We start from the raw sequence: 21,593 nt of genomic DNA, 5'->3' as shown, positions 1-21,593 counted from the left end.
CGCGTTCACCGGCTTGTCCGGTGAAATGCATTGTTAGGGTTAAATCTCATCGAACTTTAGGTATTTCATAAAATAGCTCCTAGATTCTTCAAATTGAGAAAAGAACCATTTCTTAATCTTGAGCTTGTCATCTCGCTTAGACAGCTGTTCCTCTTCGCTGTAAGGCAATTTCCGTAACTGCTCCTCAATCAGTTGATACTCTATAGCTTTTTCACAAAGTGTATTGAAATATTTTCCGACCTCTTCACCAAATAAGAAATAAGCACCAGCGGTACTTTTCTTGAACTCAAGCACTATTTCATCCGGACTTTCATTTCCATTGCTCATTCGCTGTATTAAATCTAGCGCTTTTTCGTACATATGAAATCGCTTTTCATATAGATCTACTCTTGCTTTGTATCTATTGATTTTAAATTGATGATAAGCGATATACACCGCAACAACGGCAAGTGTAGGCGTTAACAAAGCGGAGAATAGCTCGATTATCTTGTTCATTGTGTCTCCGCTTCTAGTTGATACCCTAACGCCAGCAATAAACGGCGCCCTGAAAGGGCGCCCGGTGGATGCAGAAGGCCGGAACGAATTTGATTGCCTTGTTAACAGACTGGGCCTAACCGAATGCACCAAGACTAGCACCGCACCAGAAACAATTTGAGCGCGTTTTCTTTACTTTGCGACCACAATCCGGGCAATCACTCCCCAGAACAGGATCATACTTGCCGTCTGATCTTCCGTCTCTAAGGTCAATTTGCGTCATTTTTTCTTTGAGCTGAGCTTCGGAAAAACCGGTTGTCCGTTCTAGCTCCTCGAACAGCGCGTGGCAGAGAAGTGAAAGACGATCGACTTTCTCTTCTAACTCGTTAATCGAACGGAGAGCGACTTTTGCATCAATTTGCGCCTCACTGCCCCGCTTACGATTTTCGCTAATTTCTGTTTGTTGAAAGGCATTCCAAAACCAAGACACTTTGATCTCCTTATCTGTTAACGCCTTGGGTAAGCTGCCGGTGCGGAGCGCAGCGTAGTACCGGTCAGCTTCACCCACTGGTTATAAGTCACTTCATAGGCCCGCGACATACGTCCCTTCACTCGACCAACTCGTAAGTGACATAGAAAAGGACGATGTAAATCATGGCCAGTACCGATAATGCCAGCGATCCTCCCCAAAGGAAGCTATCGGCGTCCTCCATTAACCTCACAGCGCACAAAACGCTAAAAAGCCCTGGGACTACCAGCAAAATATAGCGAGATTCGTTGATGCGTATCTTTGCGTCACAATTCGTGCAACGAATCACAACCTTCGGCCCCATAAACAGCTTTCGCCAGAGCGAAACCGCGGACTCACAATTTGGGCAAGATGGCATCTTCATCATTACTTATAACGCCAGCCAGCATGCGCGGCTACGGAATGGAGGCGAAGCCGCAATGTAGCAGGCGTCGCCGTGCCTGGCCTTGTTATGTGCTTATTCATCATATTCAATGAAATCCCATAGGCCTTCGTCCTTGAATCTTTGTATAGCCTTTTCCATCAACTCCAAGGATACCGAATCTCTAAACACCGTAACGGTCCTAGTTCTCTCTGTGTCATCTCGGAAAATCTCTATCACAAGCTCGTCATCTTGGTATATCTCGACACCAATACCGTCTCTTGGATTCACATCGCTATCAACAACGACTCTATCTTTTGGGAAGGACATTCAGCCCCCGTGACACATAACGCTGAGGTAACCGGCACCGGAGCGCCAGCGGAGGGAACCAAAAGCGGTAAGCTTTTGGTGTCCGGTTGACCGCTTGGTTAAAGGCTGGCCAGATCAAAGGAACCAGCCTCCACTTCGATACAATCCCCAGATTGCATCTCCAGTCTATAGATACCGCAACTATATGACGCAGAGAGCACTGAATCGGACGGCCCCCACGCTTCTTCGTGCCGCATTATAAAGTTGGTGACTCCCAGAAAGCTCAAGACGTGCGGAGCAGCCTCTTTTGTAGAATCAGTGAACACCGCAAGACGCAACTTAATTGTCTTCTCAGACCATCTCGCCTCTGCTGATTCAAGCAATGCATCATGCAAAGGAAGTCGCTCAAACTCAGATTTAGCCATAGAACAGTCTTGGACCTTTAACGCCATGCGCAGCGGCTGGTTTGTGGCGCACAGCGCGACAAACCTGTCCGACTGGCGCTAATGGTTATGTGTGATAGTGGCTCCACGTCTCGCGGCCTCAATCTTCTCTTCCATAATTTTAATGGTGTTCTGTATAACCCTCTGCGTCCCCTCTTTGGACGTGTACTTCAGGGCTTCGGGATACTGTTCAAGGTCGATCAACTGTTTGAAATAGCCGTCTCTCTCGGACTCGGGTATGCCCGCCTTATCGCAAAGTTCATCAAAAGGGCTAGATGCCCCAGTGAGAGCAACTATCTCGCTTCCCTTGAGAGGTGCACTTAATATGACCTCCCCTTGAGAGGCTTTGAAGTTGAAGATCGCATCGGCGTTTTCACCACCATTCCTTTGGTACTGTTTCGCTGAGTCCAAGAAAGACGGTGCATCCCAAAGGGCACAGATATTCAAAACGACTTCATCGGCTTTTGGGGAGTGCTCAAATATTGCGGCAGATACCGCATCCGGCCTATGGAGGCCTTTGAAATTCTCTGCATATTTCTGACAGACGGTCCAGCTAGTCAGCCCCTCATCTTTTTCATCAACCATAATGATTTCAAAAAGCTCACCATAGTGTAGAAACCTTTTTCGATAGCAGGGGCCGTGCACCTGCTTGAACTCATTGGGCAGGTTTTTGGCACTTGTTTTGAGTTTGTCTGCAAGCTGGAGTCGAGTTTCCTGATCCTCGTTCCACCCCCTCTGCCAGGCGCCCAAGATGCTCAAAAAATCATCGCTAAAACTCATATTTTCTCGCACACAGCAAAATATCTCGCTTCACAAAGAACACATAACAGCTAATTATACGAACGCGTTCGTATAACACACATTCGTATAACTCCAAAAATCTCGGCCCTAACAAACCCCAGCTTCACTAATAAAATCAGCAAATTACCTGAATCCACCACGGCTACCGCCGGAGTTATACGCCCGTGTTTGAGCCACCCCTGCTCCAGATTGGGGGCGTATAACTCCGCACGCCCCGATATTCCTTTTCAAACTTATCAGAAGGTTAGCAACATTTCCCGGTACCTTCCCGGAGTTTTGCGAACGCGTTCGTATAACTCCGGGCTTTATGTTGTTTCTGGCTGGTTTGGCATGGGGGAATCCTGCAATACTTGGGCTTTACCCTCGCTGAAAGAGACGCCTTTATGCACGCGCCTTTCTGGCTGACTACGGCTTTGCTGTTTCCGGTATTGCTCTATCAGGGCAAGCGCACCCGGCGGGTAACACCGCGGCTGCCAGAGGCTACTGGGGATTGCGCAGGCCAGTACGGCGAGGGAGAGCCCGTTTTTCGGTTGCTGGTGCTGGGCGAGTCCACTGCGGCGGGCGTGGGGGTTGAAAGCCACGCCCAGGGTCTGGCAAGCCAGTTGGCGTTGCAGTTACATCAACGCACCGGGCTCTGTATTGGCTGGTCTACCTTCGGGGTTAATGGTATTCGGCTGGGTGCGCTGCTTGATGCGCTGGGCTCCGCCGACTTGCCACCGGCAGATGCAGTATTACTGAGCATGGGGGTAAACGACACTACCGGTTTCACTCCACGGTTCCGGTTTCGCCGGCAACTGATTCAGCTCCGCGAAACCCTGGCAACCCGGTATCAGGCGCCCATTACGTTGCTCAGCGTGCCGCCCATGGACAAATTCTCGGCCTTGCCGGCACCCCTGCGCCAGGTTATGGGATGGCGGGCGCGGCAGTTGGACAGGGTGTATCAGGTGCTTGCGGCAAGGAACCCGGACGATTTCCGGTATCTGGGTTACCCCACGGTGTCAGACCCTGCCCTGCTCGCCCGGGACGGCTACCACCCGAGCGACAAGGGCTACCGCGCTATCGCGCAGGCGTTGGCCGAACAGGACTGGGGGCTGCCGCCCCCGTAACTCATCCCAGGTTCTTGCGCATGAATTTCTGCAGCTCGCCCACAATCCCGCTGCGGAAGGCCAGTACCGTCAGCACAAAGATTCCGCCGAGGATCGGGTCTACCCAGTCGCGCAGCGGCCCCTGGGACAGCTGGTATTCAATGTTCACCACAAAGGTGGCGCCCACCACCGGCCCAAGCAGCGTACCCATGCCGCCCACCAGGGTCATCAGGATGACCTCGCCCGACATATGCCAGTGGGCATCATTGAGGGACGCCAGCTGGAACACCACGGATTTCATGGAGCCGGCCAGGCCCGCCAGCGCGGCGGAGATCACAAAGGCCAGGATCTTGTAACGATCCACGTTGTAACCCAGCGAGACCGCCCGCGGTTCGTTCTGCTTGATGGCTTTCAGGATCTGCCCGTACGGGCTGCTGACAATGCGCTGCACCAGCAGATAACAGGCGATAAACACCACCAGCACGAAGTAGTACATGTTGAGGTTGTCTTCGAGGTTAATCAGACCAAACAGCTCGCCCCGGGGGATGCCGTGCATGCCGTCTTCGCCGCCGGTGAATTCCGACTGCACAAAGAAGAAGAACACCAGCTGTGCCAGCGCCAGGGTCACCATGGCAAAGTAGATGCCTTGCCGGCGGATCGACAGTAACGCAAAGGCCAGTCCCAACAAGGTGGCCGTGGCGGTACCGGCAATAATGCCCATCTCGGTGGTCAGGCCGGAGAAATGACTGAGCAGGTAGCCCGTGGTGTAACCTCCGGTGGCCAGGAAGGCCGCATGGCCGAAGGACAGCAGGCCGGTAAAGCCGAACAGCAGGTTAAAGGCCACCGCAAACAGGGCAAAACACAGGATCTTCATCAGGAAGACCGGGTACATCACGAAGGGCGCGGCCAGCAGCAACAGCAGCAGCACGCCGTTCACCATCAGTTTCTTGCGGTCCTGGATCTTTTGCTGCTCGACAATGGCTTTGTGGATATCGGCAGGATTAACAGGCTGGTTCATGATTATGCCTCCTTACCGAACAGGCCGGTGGGTCGAATCATCAGCACCAGAACCATCACCAGGAAGATAACGGCCGAAGACGCCGGCGGGTAAAACGTTTTGGTGAGGCCTTCGATCACGCCCATCAGGATGCCCGTGATTATGGCCCCGCCAATGGAGCCCATGCCCCCGATCACCACCACCGCAAAGACCACGATGAGAATGTTGGACCCCATCACCGGAGTTACCGAATATATGGGTGCCGCCAGCACACCGGCGAAAGCCGCCAGCATGACGCCGAATCCGTAGGTCAGGCTCACCAGCAAGGGGACGTTAATGCCGAAGCCCTGCATGAGCTGTGAGTCTTCTGTGCCCGCCCGGAGGTAGGAGCCCAGTTTGGTTTTCTCGATGATGAACCAGGTGCCAAAACACACCAGCAGGGCCACCACGATCACCCAGGCCCGGTAGTACGGCAGGAACATGAAGCCAAGGTTGATGCCGCCTTTGAACATGTCCGGCATGGAATATCGAAGCCCGGACACGCCGTAGATATTGGTGAGCACGCCCTGGATGATCAGGGCCACCCCGAAGGTGAGCAGCAGGCTGTAGATATGATCCTGGCCGGCAATGCGCCGGAGCAGGAAGTATTCGATGAGCATACCAAACGCGCCAACCAGTACGGGAGCGACAAAGAGCGCGACCCAGTAATTGACGCCCAGCAGGTCAAACAGAACCACGGTGACCAAGGCACCGAGCATGTACATGGCGCCATGGGCGAAGTTGATGATCTTCAGCAGACCGAAGATAACCGCGAGGCCAAGGCTTAACAGGGCGTAGAAGGCGCCGTTGATAATCCCGATCAGCAGCTGGCCAGACAGCACAGCAAGGGGGACGCCGAAAATCATGGTCATGTTGCTAACTCCACAAGCAGCGCAGACGTTGTTTTTGTTGGGGTGTTCGTCCGGGCGGGTACCCGGCGCCGGTCGCGCTTAGAGACCGGGCACCGGGTAATTCCCCGTTGCTTAGTTCACCAGCTTGCACTTGCTCTCAGAGAGCGGGCGGTAGGCTTCATCCGCCGGAATCGTCCGCAGGATCTTGTACAGATCCCATTCATTCTTGGACTCCGCCGGAGTTTTCACTTCCGCCAGGTACATGTCATGCACCATACGGCCGTCTACCCGGATTTTGCCGTTCTTGGCAAACATGTCGTTGATGGGTGTATCCATCATCTGCTTGCGCACGGTCTGGGCATCATCCGAGCCGGTGGCGGCCACCGCATTCAGGTATTGCATGGTGCTGGAGTAAATGCCGGCATGAACCATGGTCGGGCGCACACCGGTTTCTTTCATGAAGCGATCAGACCACTCGCGGGTTTCGTCGTTCATGTCCCAGTACCAGCCGGTCGTCAGCTGGATGCCTTGCGCGGTTTCCGCACCGAGGGCATGGACGTCGGTAAGGAACAGCAACAAAGCCGCCAGCGTCTGGCCCGCCTGGGTTACCCCGAACTCACTGGCGGTGGTGATGGCGTTGGTGGTGTCTGCACCGGCATTCGCCAGGCCGACCACATCCGCTCCCGAGGCCTGGGCCTGGAGGATGAAGGAAGAGAAATCCTGGGTCGGGAACGGATGGCGCACGCTGCCCACGATCTCGCCGCCGTTGGCCTCAACCACGCGGGTAACGTCGGCTTCCAGGGCGTGGCCGAAGGCGTAGTCGGCGGTCAGCAGATACCAGGTCTTGCCGCCTTCCTTCACTACAGCACTGGCCGTACCATTGGCCAGCGGATAGGTGTCGTATACATAGTGAATGTGGTTGGGTGTGCAGTGTTCGTTGGTGATGCTGGAAGCCGCCGAACCGGAAATGATGCCCAGCCGGTCGTTCTCTTCCAGGATCTTGCTCACGGCGATGGACACCGAGGAAGCCACCATACCGGCCACCAGATCCACCTTGTCGTTTTCCACCCAGCGGCGAACGGTGCTGGAGGAGGTGTCCGGGCTGTTGCGGTCGTCAGCACTTACCACTTCAATCTTGGCACCATTGACGGTACCGCCAAAATCCTTGATCGCCATTTCCAGGGCAGTCAGGCCATTGGGGCCGGCCAGGTCTCGATAGGTACCGGACATATCGGCCAGGTAGCCAATTTTTACAGTGTTGTCCGAGATTGCCGCCTGGGCACCACTGGCCATCAGAGCTGATGCAACGGCTGAGGTCAGAAGCTTTTTCATCATTGTCATTGTTGTTTCTCCGCTACTGTATTGCGTTGGTTCGGGTTGTTGTTGCTCTTATTACTCTCGTTCTATCCGGGGTCAGACCCCCAAATAGCCATCCAGCACCGACTGTTTGGCACTCAGTTCGTTGGCGCTGATTTCTTCCACAATCTGGCCGTGCTCCACCACGTAATGTCGGTCGGCCAACGGCGCGGCAAAGTGGAAATTCTGCTCCACCAGAACAATGGTCAGGCCCTTGTTCTTCAGGGCTATCAGGACTTCCCCCAGTTTCTCCACGATCACCGGGGCCAGGCCTTCGGTGATTTCATCCAGCAACAGCATGTTGGCGCCAGTGCGCAGAATGCGGGCCATGGCCAGCATCTGTTGTTCGCCACCAGAGAGCTTGGTGCCCTGGCTGAAGCGGCGTTCATAGAGGTTGGGGAACATGGTGTAGATTTCTTCCAGGCTCATGCCACCGCTGCGCACCACCGGCGGCAGGGTGAGGTTTTCCTGCACGCTGAGGGAGGAAAAAATGCCCCGATGCTCGGGGCAATACCCGACACCCAACCTGGCAATATGATGAGGTGCGCACTGCATGGTTTCTTCGCCGTTGATCATGATGGAACCCGTGCGCCGGCCCACCATGTTCATGATGGCTTTCAGCGTGGTGCTGCGCCCTGCGCCATTTCGGCCGAGCAGTGTGACCAGTTCGCCCCGCTGAACCACCATGTCGATGCCGTGCAGAATGTGGGATTCGCCATAGAATGCGTGCAGGCCGGAAATGCGCAGCTGCTCGTATTCGCGGTCCGGATTCTTGCTCATTGGGCCGCCTCCACGTTTTCACTGGCGGCGGCCTGTGACCCCCGCTCGCCGCTGCCATCACTGCCCATATACACCTCACGCACACGCGGGTCGGCGGAGACCGTCTGGTAATCGCCTTCAGTCAATACTGCACCCTGGGCGAGCACGGTGATGCGGTCGCACAGTTTGCTGACCACGCTCAGGTTGTGCTCCACCATCAGTACCGTGCGACCCTGGGCGGCCTTGCGCACCAGTTCCACTACGCGGTCAACGTCTTCCGAGCCCATGCCCTGAGTGGGTTCGTCCAGCAGCAACAGCTGGGGCTCCATGGCCAGGGTGGTGGCCAGCTCCAGCGCCCGTTTGCGGCCATACGCCAGCTCTACCGTGGTGGTATTGGCGAACTCGGCCAGGCCAACAGACTCCAACAGCTCCATGCAGCGCTCGTTGAGCTTGTGCAGGGAGTTGCCGGATTTCCAGAAGCTGTAGGAGGAGCCCTCTGCGGTTTGCAGGGCCACGCGAATGTTTTCCAGCGCGGTCATGTGGGGAAACACGGCAGAGATCTGGAAGGAGCGAACAATGCCTTTACGGGCAATGGCGGCGGATTTCAGGGGAGTGATGTCTTCGCCGCGGTACAGAATCTGCCCGCGGGTGGGAATCAGGAACTTGGTCAACAGGTTGAATACGGTGGTCTTGCCGGCACCGTTGGGGCCGATCAGGGCGTGGATATCCCCCTGACGGATCTGGAGGTTGACGTCGTTAACGGCAACAAACCCCTTGAATTCCTTGACCAGGTTACGGGTCTCGAGAACGTACTGTTCACTCATGAGCCACTTCACCTTTTGTTATTGTTGTATTTCGCAACTAGCACACAGATTAGATTTACGTGCACGTAAACGTCAAGAACTAATTTTGTTATTTCTCGGGCGGTATGGAATAGGTCATGGTGGAGTGTGCCACCGGGTCTTCCATGCCATCGGAATAGACGAAAACCTCGCCCACGCCCATGGTGCGCCCCACCTTCAACAGGGTCGCCCGCGCCCGTATCGGCGCATGTGCCACGGGCTTGCGAAGGAAGTTGATATTCAGGTTCGTCGTCACCGCCAACGGCACCAGGCCAATCCGGCTGAGCAAGGCTGCGTACATGGTGACATCCGCCAGCGCCATCATCGCTGGCCCGGATACGGTCCCGCCCGGGCGCAGGTGATCATCCTCCACGGCGAGGGTCATTTCCGCCCAGCCGTCACCCAGTGCCTCCAGGGAGCCGTATGCGGCCCCCTGGGGGAACTGAACCTCGAGGAAGTCTTTCAGCTCCTCGAAGGTCACTTTCATGCCGGCACCTCATCCTGGGCCCGGTTGCGCAGCACGAAGCGCTGGATCTTGCCACTGGGCGTTTTCGGCAGTTCATCCACGAATTCGATCTCGCGCGGATAGGCGTGGGTGGACAGACGACGGCGAACCAGCTCCTGCAACTCCTCCTTGAGTGCCTGCGCGTCCACCGGCTCCTGGCCAGCTTTGATCACAACATAGGCTTTGATGATCGAGCCGCGCTTTTCATCCGGCTTGGCCACGACACCGGATTCGGCAACAGCGGCGTGTTCCAGCAAGGTACTTTCGACATCGGCCGGCCCCACGCGGTAGCCTGCGGTGGTGATGATGTCATCGTCCCGGCCACTGAAAGAATAGCCGCCATCGCCATGGCAGATCACCATGTCACCGGTCAGGTAGTAGCCGTTCACGAACGGGTCTTTCTCACCCCAGGTGTAGCCATCGAAATGAAACAGTGGCGAGGCTTTGATATCCACCGCCAACTGGCCAATCTCGCCGGCCCCCACCTCTTCGTTTTTCTCGTTCAGCGCTACCACGCGATGCCCGGGCGATGAGTACCCCATAGAGCCTTGGCGAATGGTGTGCTCCAGGCCATGGAAGTTGCAGCAGGTCATACCGGTTTCTGTCTGGCCATAATGATCCTTGACCGGGCAGAAGTGCCGGCGGGCAATCCAGTTCACCACTTCCGGGTTCAGCGGTTCACCCGCACTGCTGCACACCCGCAACCCCAGATTCTCCCCTTCCGGCAAGACCTGATCGTTGGCCTTCAACAGCCGATACGCCGTGGGCGCCGCCGCCAGGTTGGTGATCTTGTACTTGCGGATCATGTCGTAGGTGGATTCAGGGGTGAACGGGTTGGGGTTGAAATGCGTGGCGTGGCCCATCAACAGCGGGCCCGTAACGGCGTAGTACAGACCATAGGCCCAGCCGGGGTCAGCCACATTCCAGAACACATCGTCGTCGCGCAGTTCAATGGCGTACTTCATGTACACATAGAAGGCCAACAGGGCTTTGGCGGGCACCGCCACGCCTTTCGCTTTGCCGACAGTACCGGAGGTGAACATCTGCAGGAACGGATCGCTGCCGGTGATCATCACCGGCTCACACTGGTCTGACTGCTGGTCCAGTACCTACTGGAAGTCTGCAACGTCCTCGCCCGTGGCGGCGGCGTTCACGCACAACACCGGCGGGCAGTTGTTGACGTCGTTCAGCTTGGGATAGTTGTCCGGATCGGTGACCACCAGTTTGGTGCCGGCTTTTTCCAGGCGGTATTCAATGGCCCCGGAGCCAAACGCGGTAAACAGCGGCTGGTAAACCGCACCCAGGCGCAAGGTGCCGGCAATCACGATCAGGAGTTCCGGGCCCCGCGGCAGCAGGCCCGCTACCCGGTCACCCTTTTTGACACCATGAGACTTCAGATAGTTGGCAAAGCGGGCCGAGGCTGCTTTCAGCTCTGCGAAGGTAAGCACGCCATCACCACCACCCACTTTCTCGTAAAACAGCGCAACCTTTTGCGGGTCGGAAGCCCATTTATCACAGATTTCGTGACAGACGTTCAGGCCACTGTCCAGGCGCCCGTCCAGGATTTCCGCTTCCAGTGCGGCCGCATCAAAGTTGTCATACACCTCGTTGTAGTGCGGTAGGCTCATCGTACACTCCATTTGTTGTCGTTGTTGGTTGCACAAGATTTAGTCAGGTTTAGCATAGCCTTCACTTTACGTAAAGGTAAACTTTAGGCTAAAAAGAAAGGGCGACCTGCCATCGCCCTCCCCTGCTTACTCCGGTTTGTACAGCCGCAGAATGCTGGAGAAATCCAGCTCTCCGTTGCCCTGCCCGGCATGCAGCTGGAACAGGTTTCGGGCCAGGGAGCCCATGGGAATCGACGCCTGATTGGTCACCGCGTTGTCGAAGGCCAGGCCCAGATCCTTCGCCATCAGGTTCACCAGGAAACCGCCCTGATACTCGCGGGAGGCTGGCACACCCTCCATCACCCCCGGCCAGGGGTTATAGACATTCAGTGCCCAGTTACCGCCAGAGCTTTGTTTCATGATTTCCGAGAGTACGGCAGGGTCCAGGCCATTTTTCGCACCCAGGGCCAGGGCTTCGCTGGTGCCGGCCATCAGGATCGCCAAAAGCATGTTGTTGCAGATCTTGGCCACCTGCCCGGCACCATGGGGGCCGGCGTGGAAGATATTTTTACCCATGCCTTCCAGAATCGGCTTGGCTTTCTCGAAGGTACTCGCGTCGCCGCCACAGATGAAGGTGAGCGTGCCGGCTTTGGCACCACCCACACCTCCGGATACCGGGGCATCGATAAACGCAAGCTCTCGCTCAGCCGCCTGTTCGGCGACGTTGCGGGCCGTTTCCGGGGCAATCGTGGAAGAATCGATCACCAGCGTGCCGGCTGGCAATGCAGCCAGCAGGCCATCGTCACCCAGGTAGACCGCCTCCACATGCTTGCCGGCCGGCAGCATGGTGATCACGCATTCTGCGCCCTCGGCGGCGGCTTTGCCGGAATCCGCCGTGCGGGCACCTTCGGCCACCAGGGCCTCAACTGCGGGCTTGGACAAATCGAACACGGTAACGTCGTGGCCGGCCTTGAGCAGGTTGGCCGCCATTGGCGCACCCATGTTGCCCAGGCCGATAAAGGTAATCTTGGCCATGTTGCTTCTCCTTGTTGTTGTACGGGTCATCGCTGCGCAAAGGCAGACTACTGGCTGAAAAATCCGTTAACCCAGGCACTGTCCACTTCACTGAGTGAGGCATAGCGCCAGCGGGGCTGCATATCCTTGTCGATCAGCAATGCCCGTATGCCCTCGGCAAATTCACCTTTCTTCAGGCTGTTGTGGGACATCACCAACTCGTTGTCGAGCACCTCTTTCAAGCTGTGCAGGCGGCTGCGGTGGTAGTGTTGCCACATCAGGGCCAGGGAGGTCGGAGACGCGGCCTTCAGCCCCTTCACCGATTTGCCGAGCCAATCTTCCCGAGCCCCCAGCTCGTCCAGTTGTGCCACCACCTGCTCCAGAGAATCCGCATCGGTGGCCTGCTGGATGTCTTCAAAATGCTCACGCACGGGAGACGCGGGTAAGGCCTCACGGCTCTGCTGTTCAAACTGCCGCAGCACTGCGCTCACCACCGCCTGCGCCTCCGCTCGTTGCCAATCCGCCGCTTTCAGGGCATCCACAACCTGGTCTTTCAGGCCATGGGAGATAAACCGGTCGGCCATGTTCACGAACAACGCATCGGCGCCGTTCATGCGGGCACCGGTCAGTCCCAGAAACAGGCCCGTGCGCATGGGCATGCGGTTCAGAAACCAGCCGGCACCGATATCCGGGTACAGGCCGATGCTGACTTCCGGCATGGCGAGCTTCGAGTGCTCGGTCACCACCCGGTGAGAAGCACCCACCATCAGACCAATACCGCCACCCATCACGATGCCGTTGCCCCAGCAAACGATGGGCTTCGGGTAGGTGTGGATCTGGTAATCCAGCTCATATTCCTCGTTAAAGAAGCGCTCGCCCTCCGCCAGCTTGCCCGGCTCGGTCATGGCCCGGTACAGCGAGACGATATCGCCGCCAGCGCAGAAGGCTTTGTCACCCTCGGCTTCCAGCCAGACAGCCTGAACCTTGGGATCCTCGGCCCAGCGGCTGAGCTGGGGCTTGAGCAGGCTGATCATATCCATCGACAGTGAGTTGAGATTGCGCGGCGTGTTCAGACGTGCCACGGCAATCAGCTCACCATCAGCGGTTTTCCATTCTTCAAATACGATTGGTTGATCACTCATAGCGAATCCGGGTTATCGGTTTTTCCAGTCGGGCTTGCGCTTCTCCAGAAACGCATTCACGCCTTCTTTCTGGTCTTCGGTATGGAACAGCTCCACGAACAATTCACGCTCCATGCGCCAGCCGTCGCTATGGCTGCGACCGTCGCGGGCGCTCATCACCAACTGCTTGCAGCGGGCGATGGACGAAGGGCTCTGCTTACAGGCACCTTCCGCCAGTTTCAGGGCGGCTTCCAGGCCGTTGCCGGTGGGCACCACTTCTTCCACCAACCCGATTTCCAGGGCCTTGGCGGCGGTTACCCGTTCACCACACAGAATCATGCGCTTGGCCCAACCCTCACCCACCAGCCAGGGCAGGTTCTGGGTGCCGCCGGCACAGGGCAGCAGGCCAACGCTGGCCTCCGGCAGGGCCATCTGGGCATGCTCTTCCGCAATCCGGATATCACAGGCCATGGCACATTCCAGGCCACCACCCATGGCATAACCGTTTACGGCGGCAATCGATACGCCACGGAACGCCGTCAGCGCTGCGAACGCTTCACCGAATCGTTGCGCCATGTCGTTGGCGCGAGCCCGGTCGCCGTCGGCGAAGGTTTTCAGGTCAGCACCGGCGGAGAAGAACTTTTCCCCCTGGCCAGTCACCACCAGCGCGAAGATGTTCCGGTCGGCGTTGAGCTCTTCCACGGTCGCCTTCAGCGCGGCGAGGGAATCGGCCGTCCAGGTGTTAGCCGGCGGATTGGCGATGGTCAATACCGCAATGTGGCCGCGTTTTTCCAGTTGAATCAGTTCACTCATCACAAATTCCTCTATAGTCCGTGGCCGGTTACTGAATCGCTTCGGCAACGCCGTCGTCCAGCAGCCGGCGGGCAATGATCAGGCGCATGATTTCGTTGGTGCCTTCCAGAATCTGGTGTACCCGCAAATCCCGGAGGTAACGCTCAAGCGGGTATTCCCGGATGTAACCGTAGCCGCCATGCAGTTGCAGGGCTTCGTTGGCCACCTCAAAGCAGGCGTCGGTGGCGAATCGTTTGGCCATGGCACAATGCAGCGTAGCCTCCGGATCGCCACTGTCGAGTTTGAACGCACCCAAACGCACCATCTGCCGGGCAGCCACCAGGTTGGTAACCATGTCCGCCAGCTTGAACTGCAGCGCCTGGAAGGCCGCCAGCGGCTTACCAAACTGCTGGCGCTCGTGCATATAATTCCGGGCCCGGAGCAAGGCAGCCTGGGCACCGCCCAGGGAACAGGTGGCGATATTCAGGCGGCCGCCGTCCAGGCCCTTCATCGCAATGGCAAAGCCATCGCCTTCATTACCCACCCGATTGCTGGCAGGCACGCGAACGTCTTCCAGGGTAACCAGGCGCGTGGGCTGGCTATGCCACCCCATCTTTTCCTCATTCTTGCCGTAGGAGACACCGTCGGCATCCGCTGGTATCACGAAGGTAGAGATGCCCTTCGAGCCGCTGCCGGCGTCTCCGGTGCGCGCCATCAGAACCAGAATATCGGTTGCGCCAGCTCCGGAGATGAACATTTTGCTGCCATTGATCACATAGCTTTCACCGTCCCGAACTGCGCGGGTGCGGAGACTGGCAGCGTCGGAGCCGGCACCGGGTTCAGTCAGGCAATACGAAGCCAGCCATTCACCACTGGCCAGCCTGGGGACAATTTCCTGGCGAAGATCATCAGAGGCGAAACTTGCCACCATCCAGGTGGCCATGTTGTGGATGGTGATGAAGGCGGCGGTGGACGGGCACGCTGCCGCCAACTCTTCCACAATCACCGAGGTATCCAGGCGAGACAAGCCCATACCACCCAGGGATTCGGGCGTGTACATGCCCATAAAACCCATGGCTCCGGCTTCTTTCATGACATCGACCGGAAAAATATGCTCGGCGTCCCACTGGGCGGCATGGGGCGCCATGGATTTTTCAGCGAAGGCTCGGGCAGCATCCCGAAACGCCTGCTGGTCTTCAGTGAGATTAAAATCCATCGTCAGGCTCCTTGGTTGTTACGGTCGGGGCTTCCACTGAAGAAGCGGAAAAAGGGGCCGGTGGGGGAACCGGCCCAATAACCTCACCGACAACGAGATTAACGAAGCTGGATGGAGAAGTTGGCCTCGGATGAGGTCGCCTCACTGGAGAACCAGCGAGAGGTCACCGTTTTAGTCTCCGTGTAGAAGCGCACCGCCTGTTTGCCGTAAGCGTGCTGATCACCGTAGAACGAGCCCTTCCAGCCGGTGAACGAGAAGAACGGCAGGGGCACCGGAATAGGAATGTTCACACCCACCTGGCCCACATCAATCTCGTGCTGGAACCGACGCGCCGCGCCGCCATGACTGGTAAAGATGGAAGTTCCGTTGCCGTAGGGGCTGGCGTTGATCAGCTCGATGGCATCACCAAGGCTGTCAACATTGACGCAGGACAGCACCGGGCCAAAGATCTCTTCGTTGTAGATATCCATGTCCGGCGTGACTTCACTGAACAGGGTCGGCCCTACCCAGTTACCTTCCGGCAACCCGTCAACGGTGCAGCCACGGCCGTCCAGCAGCAGTTTGGCGCCCTGGGCTTCACCGGTGGCGATCAGCGATTCGATGCGGTCTTTGGCCTTGGCACTGATCACCGGGCCATAGCTGGCACCGGAATCGTTCCAGGCGCCGGGGCGCACTTTCGCCATGGCCTCTTTCAGCTCCGGAATCCACTCCTGGGCAGCGCCCACGAAGACCGCCACCGAGATCGCCATACAGCGTTGGCCTGCGGCACCTACAGAGGCACCTACCAGAGCATTGATCACTTGTTGTTTGTCCGCATCCGGCATGATCACCATGTGGTTCTTGGCGCCGGCGAAGCTCTGCACCCGCTTCATGTTGCGGGTACCGGTTTCGTAGATGTACTGCCCGACCGGAACCGAACCGACGAAGGACACGGCCTTGATGGCCGGATCAGTCAGCAGGGTATCAACCTGCTCTTTGGCCCCGTGAACCACCTGCAGTACACCCTTGGGTGCGCCGGCCTGCTCAAACAGCTCGGCCAGGCGGGTTGGTGTCAGCGGGTCCTGCTCGGACGGTTTCAGGATAAAGGTGTTGCCGCAGGCAATGGCCATGGGGAACATCCACAGCGGGATCATGGCGGGGAAGTTGAACGGCGTAATGCCGGCACACACGCCCAGAGGCTGGATCCAGGAATGGGTATCTACCTCGCGGGCCACGTTCTCAACGGTCTCGCCCATCATCAGGGAAGCCACGTTGGCGGCGTGTTCCACCACTTCAATGCCGCGCCAGACATCGCCTTTGGCGTCGTCAAAAGTCTTGCCGGTTTCCTGGGACAGGATCTCGGCGATTTCGTCGTGATGTTCTTTAAGCAGCGCCTGATAACGCAGCATCACCCGTGCTCGCTCAGAAACCGGGGTTTCCTTCCAGCTTTTGAACACTTCACTGGCGTTATCAATCGCCTGACGCATCTCGTCGGCAGTGGCGCAGGGCACCTGGGCAATCACTTCGTTGGTGGCGGGGTTGGTCACGTCGATCCAGTTCTGGGTCTGGCTCTGAACGAATTCCCCTGCAATAAACTGAGGTACTTTTTTCATGATGATGTTCCCTGTTTGTTGTTATCCGGGATGAGCCGGCCTACCGATAACAAGGCAGATCCGACGATGATTTGAAGAAAGACTAGCACGCGGATTTACGCTTGGTGATTGACTAAATTTCGCCCATGATGGATTATTTTTCGATGAATGAGATCGCAGCCAAGAAACCGGCCACTCAAACCTCACAGTGGCCCGTGCCAGCCGACAGTGTTCGCTATGTGGTGCCAGAGCCTATTGTGCGGCTTTTGGCGGCACATCCGCTCACCCGGGAGCTGTATCCACTTGCCTTCGGGCATTATCGGAGAGCGGCCGGGCATCACATGCATAGGGAACACCACCGTGATAATCTTTTGATCTATTGCACGGACGGCAAGGCCTTTCTGAACGTCGCCGGCGTGCCCCACACAGTCGAGGCCGGCGACCTCCTGCTACTGCCGGCCGGCGCCAGCCATCGGTACACCGCCGACCCGGACAACCCCTGGACCATTCACTGGGTTCACTATACCGGCCCCCTGGCCGAAGACTTCGGCCAGTACATGGGCTTTGATGACAGCACCCGCATCCGGCATCTGGGCAGACAGCCCCGGTTACTGGTGGATTTCAACGGCCTGTTGTCGGTACGGCAAACGGGCTTCCGGGCTCGTGGGTTGATCCACGCCAGCAATCGGCTACGACAGTTGCTGGCCGCCGTGCCCATCAACGCCGACGAAACCAGCCAGGCCCGGCAGGCCGAGCTGGACTCCTTGCACAGCTTCATGCGGGAGCATCTGGAGGAACGCCTGACCCTGAATCAGCTGGCCGAGCTTTCCGGCCTGTCGCCGGCTCACTTCGCCACCCGGTATCGGGAACAGACCGGCACCTCGCCAATCCAGCACTTCCTGCATCTCAAAGTGGAACGGGCCTGTGAGTTGCTGGATACCACCAGCCAGAGCTTCGCCGATATCAGCCGGCAATTGGGCTATGACGATGCCTATTACTTCTCTCGACTGTTCAAAAAAGTGATGGGGAAGTCGCCCACGGATTACCGCCACACAGCGCGGCACTGATGCATGCGCCGGCATTGCATCCCATTGATGGTTGGGCTCAAATAGGGTTCTGGCACTTTCCCCGACCAAGGAATGATCGATGACCACGAACCGTCGCCCCATGCTGGCACTGTCTGCCTCGCTGGCTTTGCTGTCTGGCTGCAGCAGTTTCGGGCCCGTCACCAGCGGAACCGATGATCCCTGTGCAACCCTGCAATCGGTTGTTGCCGATTACACCACCGGCTTTGATGCCTATCGCGGCAATGGCTCAAGCTACGCCATGGTGACCCTTTACCGGGCCAAAGAGCAGTTAATCAAAGGCCATTGCGAAATCTGGGAGTGGGGCAACGGCGATGCCGCATACACCTGCACGGTCGGCGCACCGAACCAGGAGGTGGCAACGGCCATGTATCAGCAAGCTAACAACCAGCTCAGCGCCTGCCTTGGGGAAAACTGGCAAGGTACCGAAGCCGGGCGCGAACGGGATGGCCGCCCCGCCGGTGAAGTGACGCGTTATCAGAACAGCGGCAGGGCCGGCCCGGCCGTCTCCCTGCATCGCGTTCAGGACCGTTCACAGCACTCCGTTTATCTCTATATCGGCACCCCGGGCCGATCCCCCGAGCCGGCTAACTGAGGCCGGTGGTGGCATCGGATCACCCCGTCACGGCCTGGCTCCACGCGGTTGCTGAGAAAGACCGTACGGCCTTTGCTGAACTGTATCGGGCCACAGCCCCGAAACTTCTGGGGGTCATACTGCGTATCCTGAAAGACAGGGCTCGGGCGGAGGATGTACTCCAGGAATCGTTTATCAAGGTCTGGCAACGGGCTGCGCTGTTTGACGAAACCCGTTCCTCCCCTATCACCTGGCTGGTTTCTATTGCCAGAAATGCGGCCATTGACGCGCTGCGCAAACAGCCGGTAGAGCGGGAAGGTCAGGAAACCGATATTGACGAGATCCCAAGTCGTTCGCCAAACGTGATCGACCGGATTGACGATGTGCAGGCCCAGGCCCGGCTCAACCGGTGTTTCGAAGAACTGGATAAGGACCGTGCGGACATGGTGCGGCTTGCGTATCTGAATGGCTGGACCCGCGATGCACTGGCAGACTATTTCGAACAGCCGGTCAACACCGTAAAAACCTGGCTTCACCGCGCCCTTAAACAGCTGAAAAGGTGCCTGGACTCATGATCGAACGAGACGACCTGGACATGCTGGCGGCAGAGTTCGTTCTGGGGACCCTGCCGGTCGAAGATCGCCAGCGCGTTCAGCGCCTGCGGACCACCCATCCAGAGCTGGACGCGCAAATACTGCAGTGGGAATCACGGCTGTCCGCTCTGAACGACGAAATCGAACCGGTCGACCCTGCCCCCGGGCTTTTCGCCAGGATTGAGCGCTCCATTGATCAGCTGGAGCAGGCCTCATCGCAGCACAACGAGGTGGTCAGGCTCCGGCAACAAGTGTCCAGGTGGCGCCTGAGCACAGCGGCGGCTTCGATTGCCGCGATGCTTCTGATTGCCGTGATGATGCTTGAGCCCACCCCAACAGAAAGCCCCTATGTGGCTGTGTTCCAGCACAATGACGAACAGCCGGCTTTCCTGCTGACGGTGGATCTGGCCAGGAAACAACTGAACATTCAACCCGTCACCGCCCGACCCGCCGGGAACCAGTCTTACCAACTCTGGATAAAGGATGACGAACTTGGCCCGACGCCAAGATCCGTGGGCGTCCTGAACGAGCATTTTGAAGTAGACCCGGCCGCGCTCACGAATTACGACGCGGAGCTGCTGCGTCGCGCAACGTTTGGCATCAGTCTGGAGCCCCGGGGCGGATCGCCCACCGGACAGCCCACCGGGCCCGCGCTTCACGGTTTTCTGTATCCCACCGGTGAGGGTGCTGATACCAACCGTCTGTAAATATCACATTCCCTGAAACTTTCGGACGTTGTCTCCGTAGCTGCCGGTAACCCATCAGAAAACAACAGCCTTGATGGGTTTTACCTAAGTGAAGCAAGGAGAACGTAATGAAAAAGCACAGCAAGAACATCCTGTTTATGGCAGCCACCGTAGCGTCGGCACTGGCGCTTACCCCGACCACCCAGGCCGAGGATCACAAGGCCGGTGTCTGGGCCATGGATCAGTCCGTGGGCAATGGCGTGGTCTCTGCCCGCAAAGTCGTTGCCGAGGAAAACGGCTGGCTGGTGGTTCACCGTACCGATTCGGCTATGAAGCCTGGCCCGGTGGTCGCCCACGCACCATTAAGGGCCGGCAAAAATATGGATGTGGCGGCGATTCTTACCGAGGAAGTATCCGCCGGTGACATGCTCATGCTTATGGTCCACAGCGAAGCCGGTGGCAACCAGACCGGCATTTTTGAATACACGCTAGGCGCCAAGGAAGACGGACCTATCCGAAAGAATGGCAAGCTGGTCACAAAAACCATCACCGTGCAGTAAGCACCCGTCTTAAACCCGCCCGCCACGCTGCGGGCGGCCTTTTCTGGCCCGCGGAAAACGGTAGGCACAAGCGCTTATCAAATCCGGAAAAAAAAGTGGCGCGGCCAGAATTCTCATGATAAATATCGCGCGAATACGGTCGGATTCCCCACCACCGTTTCCAGGATAAGCCTCAAAGGAGTCAAAAGGCGGCACCCCGGTGTTTTCACAAACACCTGCCACCTCCGGCCACCCTCAGCAGACCTGCACAACACCGCGTGCGTCCTGCACGCTTTGTATCCATCCCTTTTCAGTGAGGGACACCATCCAATGTTGAAGTTGTGTAAGCCACAGGCGCTTGCCGCCGCTGTTGCTATGTCTCTGGGTGCCTCTTCGGTTTTTGCAGCCGGAGAAGTGCGTGTCTACAACTGGTCTGATTACATCGCCGAGGACACCCTGGCGAAGTTCACCGCGGAAACCGGCATCAAAGTTGTTTACGACGTTTACGACAGCAACGAAGTGCTGGAAGCCGCCCTGTTGTCTGGCCGTTCGGGCTACGACCTGGTTGTGCCTTCCAACCACTACGTGGCCAAGCAGATTTCTGCCAAAGCCTTTGTCGCGCTGGACCATGGCCAACTGTCGAACATGACCAACCTGAACCAGGACCTGATGACCCAGCTGGAAAAGGTCGACCCGGGCAGCCAGTTCTCCCTGCCGTACCTGTGGGGCACCAACGGTTATGGCTACAACGAAGGCCGCATTCAGGAGATTCTGGGTGACACCGCACCGACCGACTCCTGGGCTCTGGTGTTTGACCCGGAAGTGACCGGCAAGCTGGCCGCTGGCGGCTGTGGCATTGCCATGCTGGATTCCGGTGAAGAAATGGTGCGTGCCGCCATGGCCTACATCGGCCTGGACCCGAACAGCAACAACGCCGACGACATCAAAAAAGGCGGTGAAGTGATCAAGGCTGTGCGCCCGAACATCACCTATTTCCACTCTTCCCGTTACATTGGCGATCTGGCTAACGGCGACCTGTGCGTGGCCGCCGGCTACTCCGGCGACATCCTGCAGGCCGCTGCCCGCGCGGAAGAAGCCGAGAATGGCAACGTCATCCGCTACACCATCCCCAAAGAGGGCGCGGTGCTGTGGTTTGACATGATGACTATTCCGGCCGGCGCGCCGAATGTGGAGAACGCCCACAAGCTAATGAACTTCCTGATGCGCCCGGAAATCATCGCCGATGTCACCAACTACGTGTGGTACGCCAATCCGAACAAGGCGGCCGATGAGTTTGTGGAGGCAGAAATCCGTAACGACACCAGCATCTATCCCACCGATGAGGTGATGAAGAAGCTGTACATCATGGAAGGTCGGCCTCAGGACGCCCAGCGTCTGATGACCCGCACCTGGACCAGCGTGAAATCCGGTCGCTGACGGTGGC

General features: G+C 57.6%; 21 protein-coding genes and 1 pseudogene. 7 read left to right on the top strand and 15 right to left on the bottom strand.

Translation table 11 applies throughout. From position 1 onward, the window contains the following. Positions 1-39: 39 nt before the first annotated feature. The 3 genes from MARHY_RS05335 to MARHY_RS05310 form a co-directional block, all read right to left on the bottom strand. Positions 40-495: a hypothetical protein gene (locus tag MARHY_RS05335; RefSeq protein WP_041654593.1), complete on the bottom strand. Its 456-nt coding sequence runs from the start codon at positions 493-495 to the stop codon at positions 40-42. 115 nt (positions 496-610) lie between these two features. Then, entirely contained in the window at positions 611-1,042 is a 432-nt protein-coding gene (locus tag MARHY_RS05330; RefSeq protein ID WP_014420881.1) for a hypothetical protein, read from the bottom strand. A gap of 1,134 nt (positions 1,043-2,176) precedes the next feature. After that, entirely contained in the window at positions 2,177-2,896 is a 720-nt protein-coding gene (locus tag MARHY_RS05310) for a hypothetical protein (RefSeq protein WP_014420877.1), read from the bottom strand. 404 nt (positions 2,897-3,300) lie between these two features. Here MARHY_RS05310 and MARHY_RS05305 point away from each other — a divergent pair, with 404 nt between their 5' ends. Beyond that, positions 3,301-4,023 carry an SGNH/GDSL hydrolase family protein gene (locus MARHY_RS05305; protein WP_014420875.1) on the top strand — a complete coding sequence of 241 codons (723 nt, stop codon included), beginning with the start codon at positions 3,301-3,303 and terminating at the stop codon, positions 4,021-4,023. A 1-nt stretch (position 4,024) separates the two neighbouring features. On the opposite strand, the gene MARHY_RS05300 is transcribed toward MARHY_RS05305, so the two are convergent. The 12 genes and pseudogenes from MARHY_RS05300 to MARHY_RS05245 all read right to left on the bottom strand — a co-directional run bounded on the left by MARHY_RS05300 (position 4,025) and on the right by MARHY_RS05245 (position 16,693). Continuing rightward, positions 4,025-5,020, bottom strand: a complete 996-nt coding sequence (locus tag MARHY_RS05300; protein WP_014420874.1) for a branched-chain amino acid ABC transporter permease — start codon at positions 5,018-5,020, stop codon at positions 4,025-4,027. Between the two features lie 2 nt (positions 5,021-5,022). Then, positions 5,023-5,910 (bottom strand): branched-chain amino acid ABC transporter permease, encoded by an 888-nt coding sequence (locus tag MARHY_RS05295; protein ID WP_014420873.1) that lies wholly within the window; start codon positions 5,908-5,910, stop codon positions 5,023-5,025. 111 nt (positions 5,911-6,021) lie between these two features. After that, positions 6,022-7,230 (bottom strand): ABC transporter substrate-binding protein, encoded by a 1,209-nt coding sequence (locus MARHY_RS05290; RefSeq protein WP_014420872.1) that lies wholly within the window; start codon positions 7,228-7,230, stop codon positions 6,022-6,024. A 72-nt stretch (positions 7,231-7,302) separates the two neighbouring features. Continuing rightward, complete coding sequence (locus MARHY_RS05285; protein WP_014420871.1) at positions 7,303-8,025, bottom strand: ABC transporter ATP-binding protein; 723 nt, start codon at positions 8,023-8,025, stop codon at positions 7,303-7,305. Then, the gene (locus tag MARHY_RS05280) at positions 8,022-8,828 is read right to left on the bottom strand and encodes an ABC transporter ATP-binding protein (RefSeq protein ID WP_014420870.1); all 807 of its coding nucleotides are present in this window, start codon (positions 8,826-8,828) and stop codon (positions 8,022-8,024) included. Before MARHY_RS05280 ends, MARHY_RS05285 begins: the two co-directional genes overlap by 4 nt. An 88-nt stretch (positions 8,829-8,916) precedes the next feature. Then, positions 8,917-9,333, bottom strand: a complete 417-nt coding sequence (locus MARHY_RS05275) for a PaaI family thioesterase (protein WP_014420869.1) — start codon at positions 9,331-9,333, stop codon at positions 8,917-8,919. After that, positions 9,330-10,979, bottom strand: a pseudogene (locus MARHY_RS05270) (AMP-binding protein). The gene MARHY_RS05275 and the pseudogene MARHY_RS05270 overlap by 4 nt, the downstream one beginning before the upstream one ends. Positions 10,980-11,105: 126 nt before the next feature. Further along, positions 11,106-11,993 (bottom strand): 3-hydroxyisobutyrate dehydrogenase, encoded by an 888-nt coding sequence (mmsB, locus tag MARHY_RS05265; protein ID WP_014420866.1) that lies wholly within the window; start codon positions 11,991-11,993, stop codon positions 11,106-11,108. Positions 11,994-12,040: 47 nt separating this feature from the next. Next, positions 12,041-13,114 (bottom strand): enoyl-CoA hydratase/isomerase family protein, encoded by a 1,074-nt coding sequence (locus MARHY_RS05260; RefSeq protein WP_014420865.1) that lies wholly within the window; start codon positions 13,112-13,114, stop codon positions 12,041-12,043. Positions 13,115-13,126: 12 nt separating this feature from the next. Next, positions 13,127-13,906, bottom strand: a complete 780-nt coding sequence (locus tag MARHY_RS05255; RefSeq protein ID WP_014420864.1) for an enoyl-CoA hydratase — start codon at positions 13,904-13,906, stop codon at positions 13,127-13,129. A gap of 28 nt (positions 13,907-13,934) precedes the next feature. Next, on the bottom strand, positions 13,935-15,101 hold the full coding sequence (locus MARHY_RS05250; protein WP_014420863.1) for an acyl-CoA dehydrogenase family protein: 1,167 nt from the start codon (positions 15,099-15,101) through the stop codon (positions 13,935-13,937). A 98-nt stretch (positions 15,102-15,199) separates the two neighbouring features. Further along, entirely contained in the window at positions 15,200-16,693 is a 1,494-nt protein-coding gene (locus tag MARHY_RS05245; protein ID WP_014420862.1) for a CoA-acylating methylmalonate-semialdehyde dehydrogenase, read from the bottom strand. A gap of 143 nt (positions 16,694-16,836) precedes the next feature. Here MARHY_RS05245 and MARHY_RS05240 point away from each other — a divergent pair, with 143 nt between their 5' ends. The 6 genes from MARHY_RS05240 to MARHY_RS05215 all read left to right on the top strand — a co-directional run bounded on the left by MARHY_RS05240 (position 16,837) and on the right by MARHY_RS05215 (position 21,586). Continuing rightward, positions 16,837-17,739, top strand: a complete 903-nt coding sequence (locus MARHY_RS05240; RefSeq protein ID WP_014420861.1) for an AraC family transcriptional regulator — start codon at positions 16,837-16,839, stop codon at positions 17,737-17,739. A 79-nt stretch (positions 17,740-17,818) separates the two neighbouring features. Beyond that, positions 17,819-18,352, top strand: a complete 534-nt coding sequence (locus MARHY_RS05235) for a hypothetical protein (RefSeq protein WP_014420860.1) — start codon at positions 17,819-17,821, stop codon at positions 18,350-18,352. Positions 18,353-18,360: 8 nt separating this feature from the next. Continuing rightward, complete coding sequence (locus MARHY_RS05230) at positions 18,361-18,906, top strand: sigma-70 family RNA polymerase sigma factor (protein WP_023009375.1); 546 nt, start codon at positions 18,361-18,363, stop codon at positions 18,904-18,906. Continuing rightward, on the top strand, positions 18,903-19,631 hold the full coding sequence (locus MARHY_RS05225) for an anti-sigma factor (protein ID WP_014420858.1): 729 nt from the start codon (positions 18,903-18,905) through the stop codon (positions 19,629-19,631). Before MARHY_RS05230 ends, MARHY_RS05225 begins: the two co-directional genes overlap by 4 nt. Before the next feature lie 107 nt (positions 19,632-19,738). Further along, entirely contained in the window at positions 19,739-20,170 is a 432-nt protein-coding gene (locus tag MARHY_RS05220) for a DUF7282 domain-containing protein (RefSeq protein ID WP_014420857.1), read from the top strand. A 309-nt stretch (positions 20,171-20,479) separates the two neighbouring features. After that, a complete protein-coding gene (locus MARHY_RS05215) occupies positions 20,480-21,586 on the top strand; it encodes a polyamine ABC transporter substrate-binding protein (protein ID WP_014420855.1) in 1,107 nt (368 codons plus the stop codon). Positions 21,587-21,593: the final 7 nt, after the last annotated feature.

The sequence above is a fragment of the Marinobacter nauticus ATCC 49840 genome (assembly GCF_000284615.1).
Taxonomy (GTDB): Bacteria; Pseudomonadota; Gammaproteobacteria; order Pseudomonadales; family Oleiphilaceae; genus Marinobacter; species Marinobacter nauticus.
The sequence above is the reverse complement of the archived record's forward strand: the minus strand, read 5'-3'. Positions and strand labels throughout refer to the sequence as shown.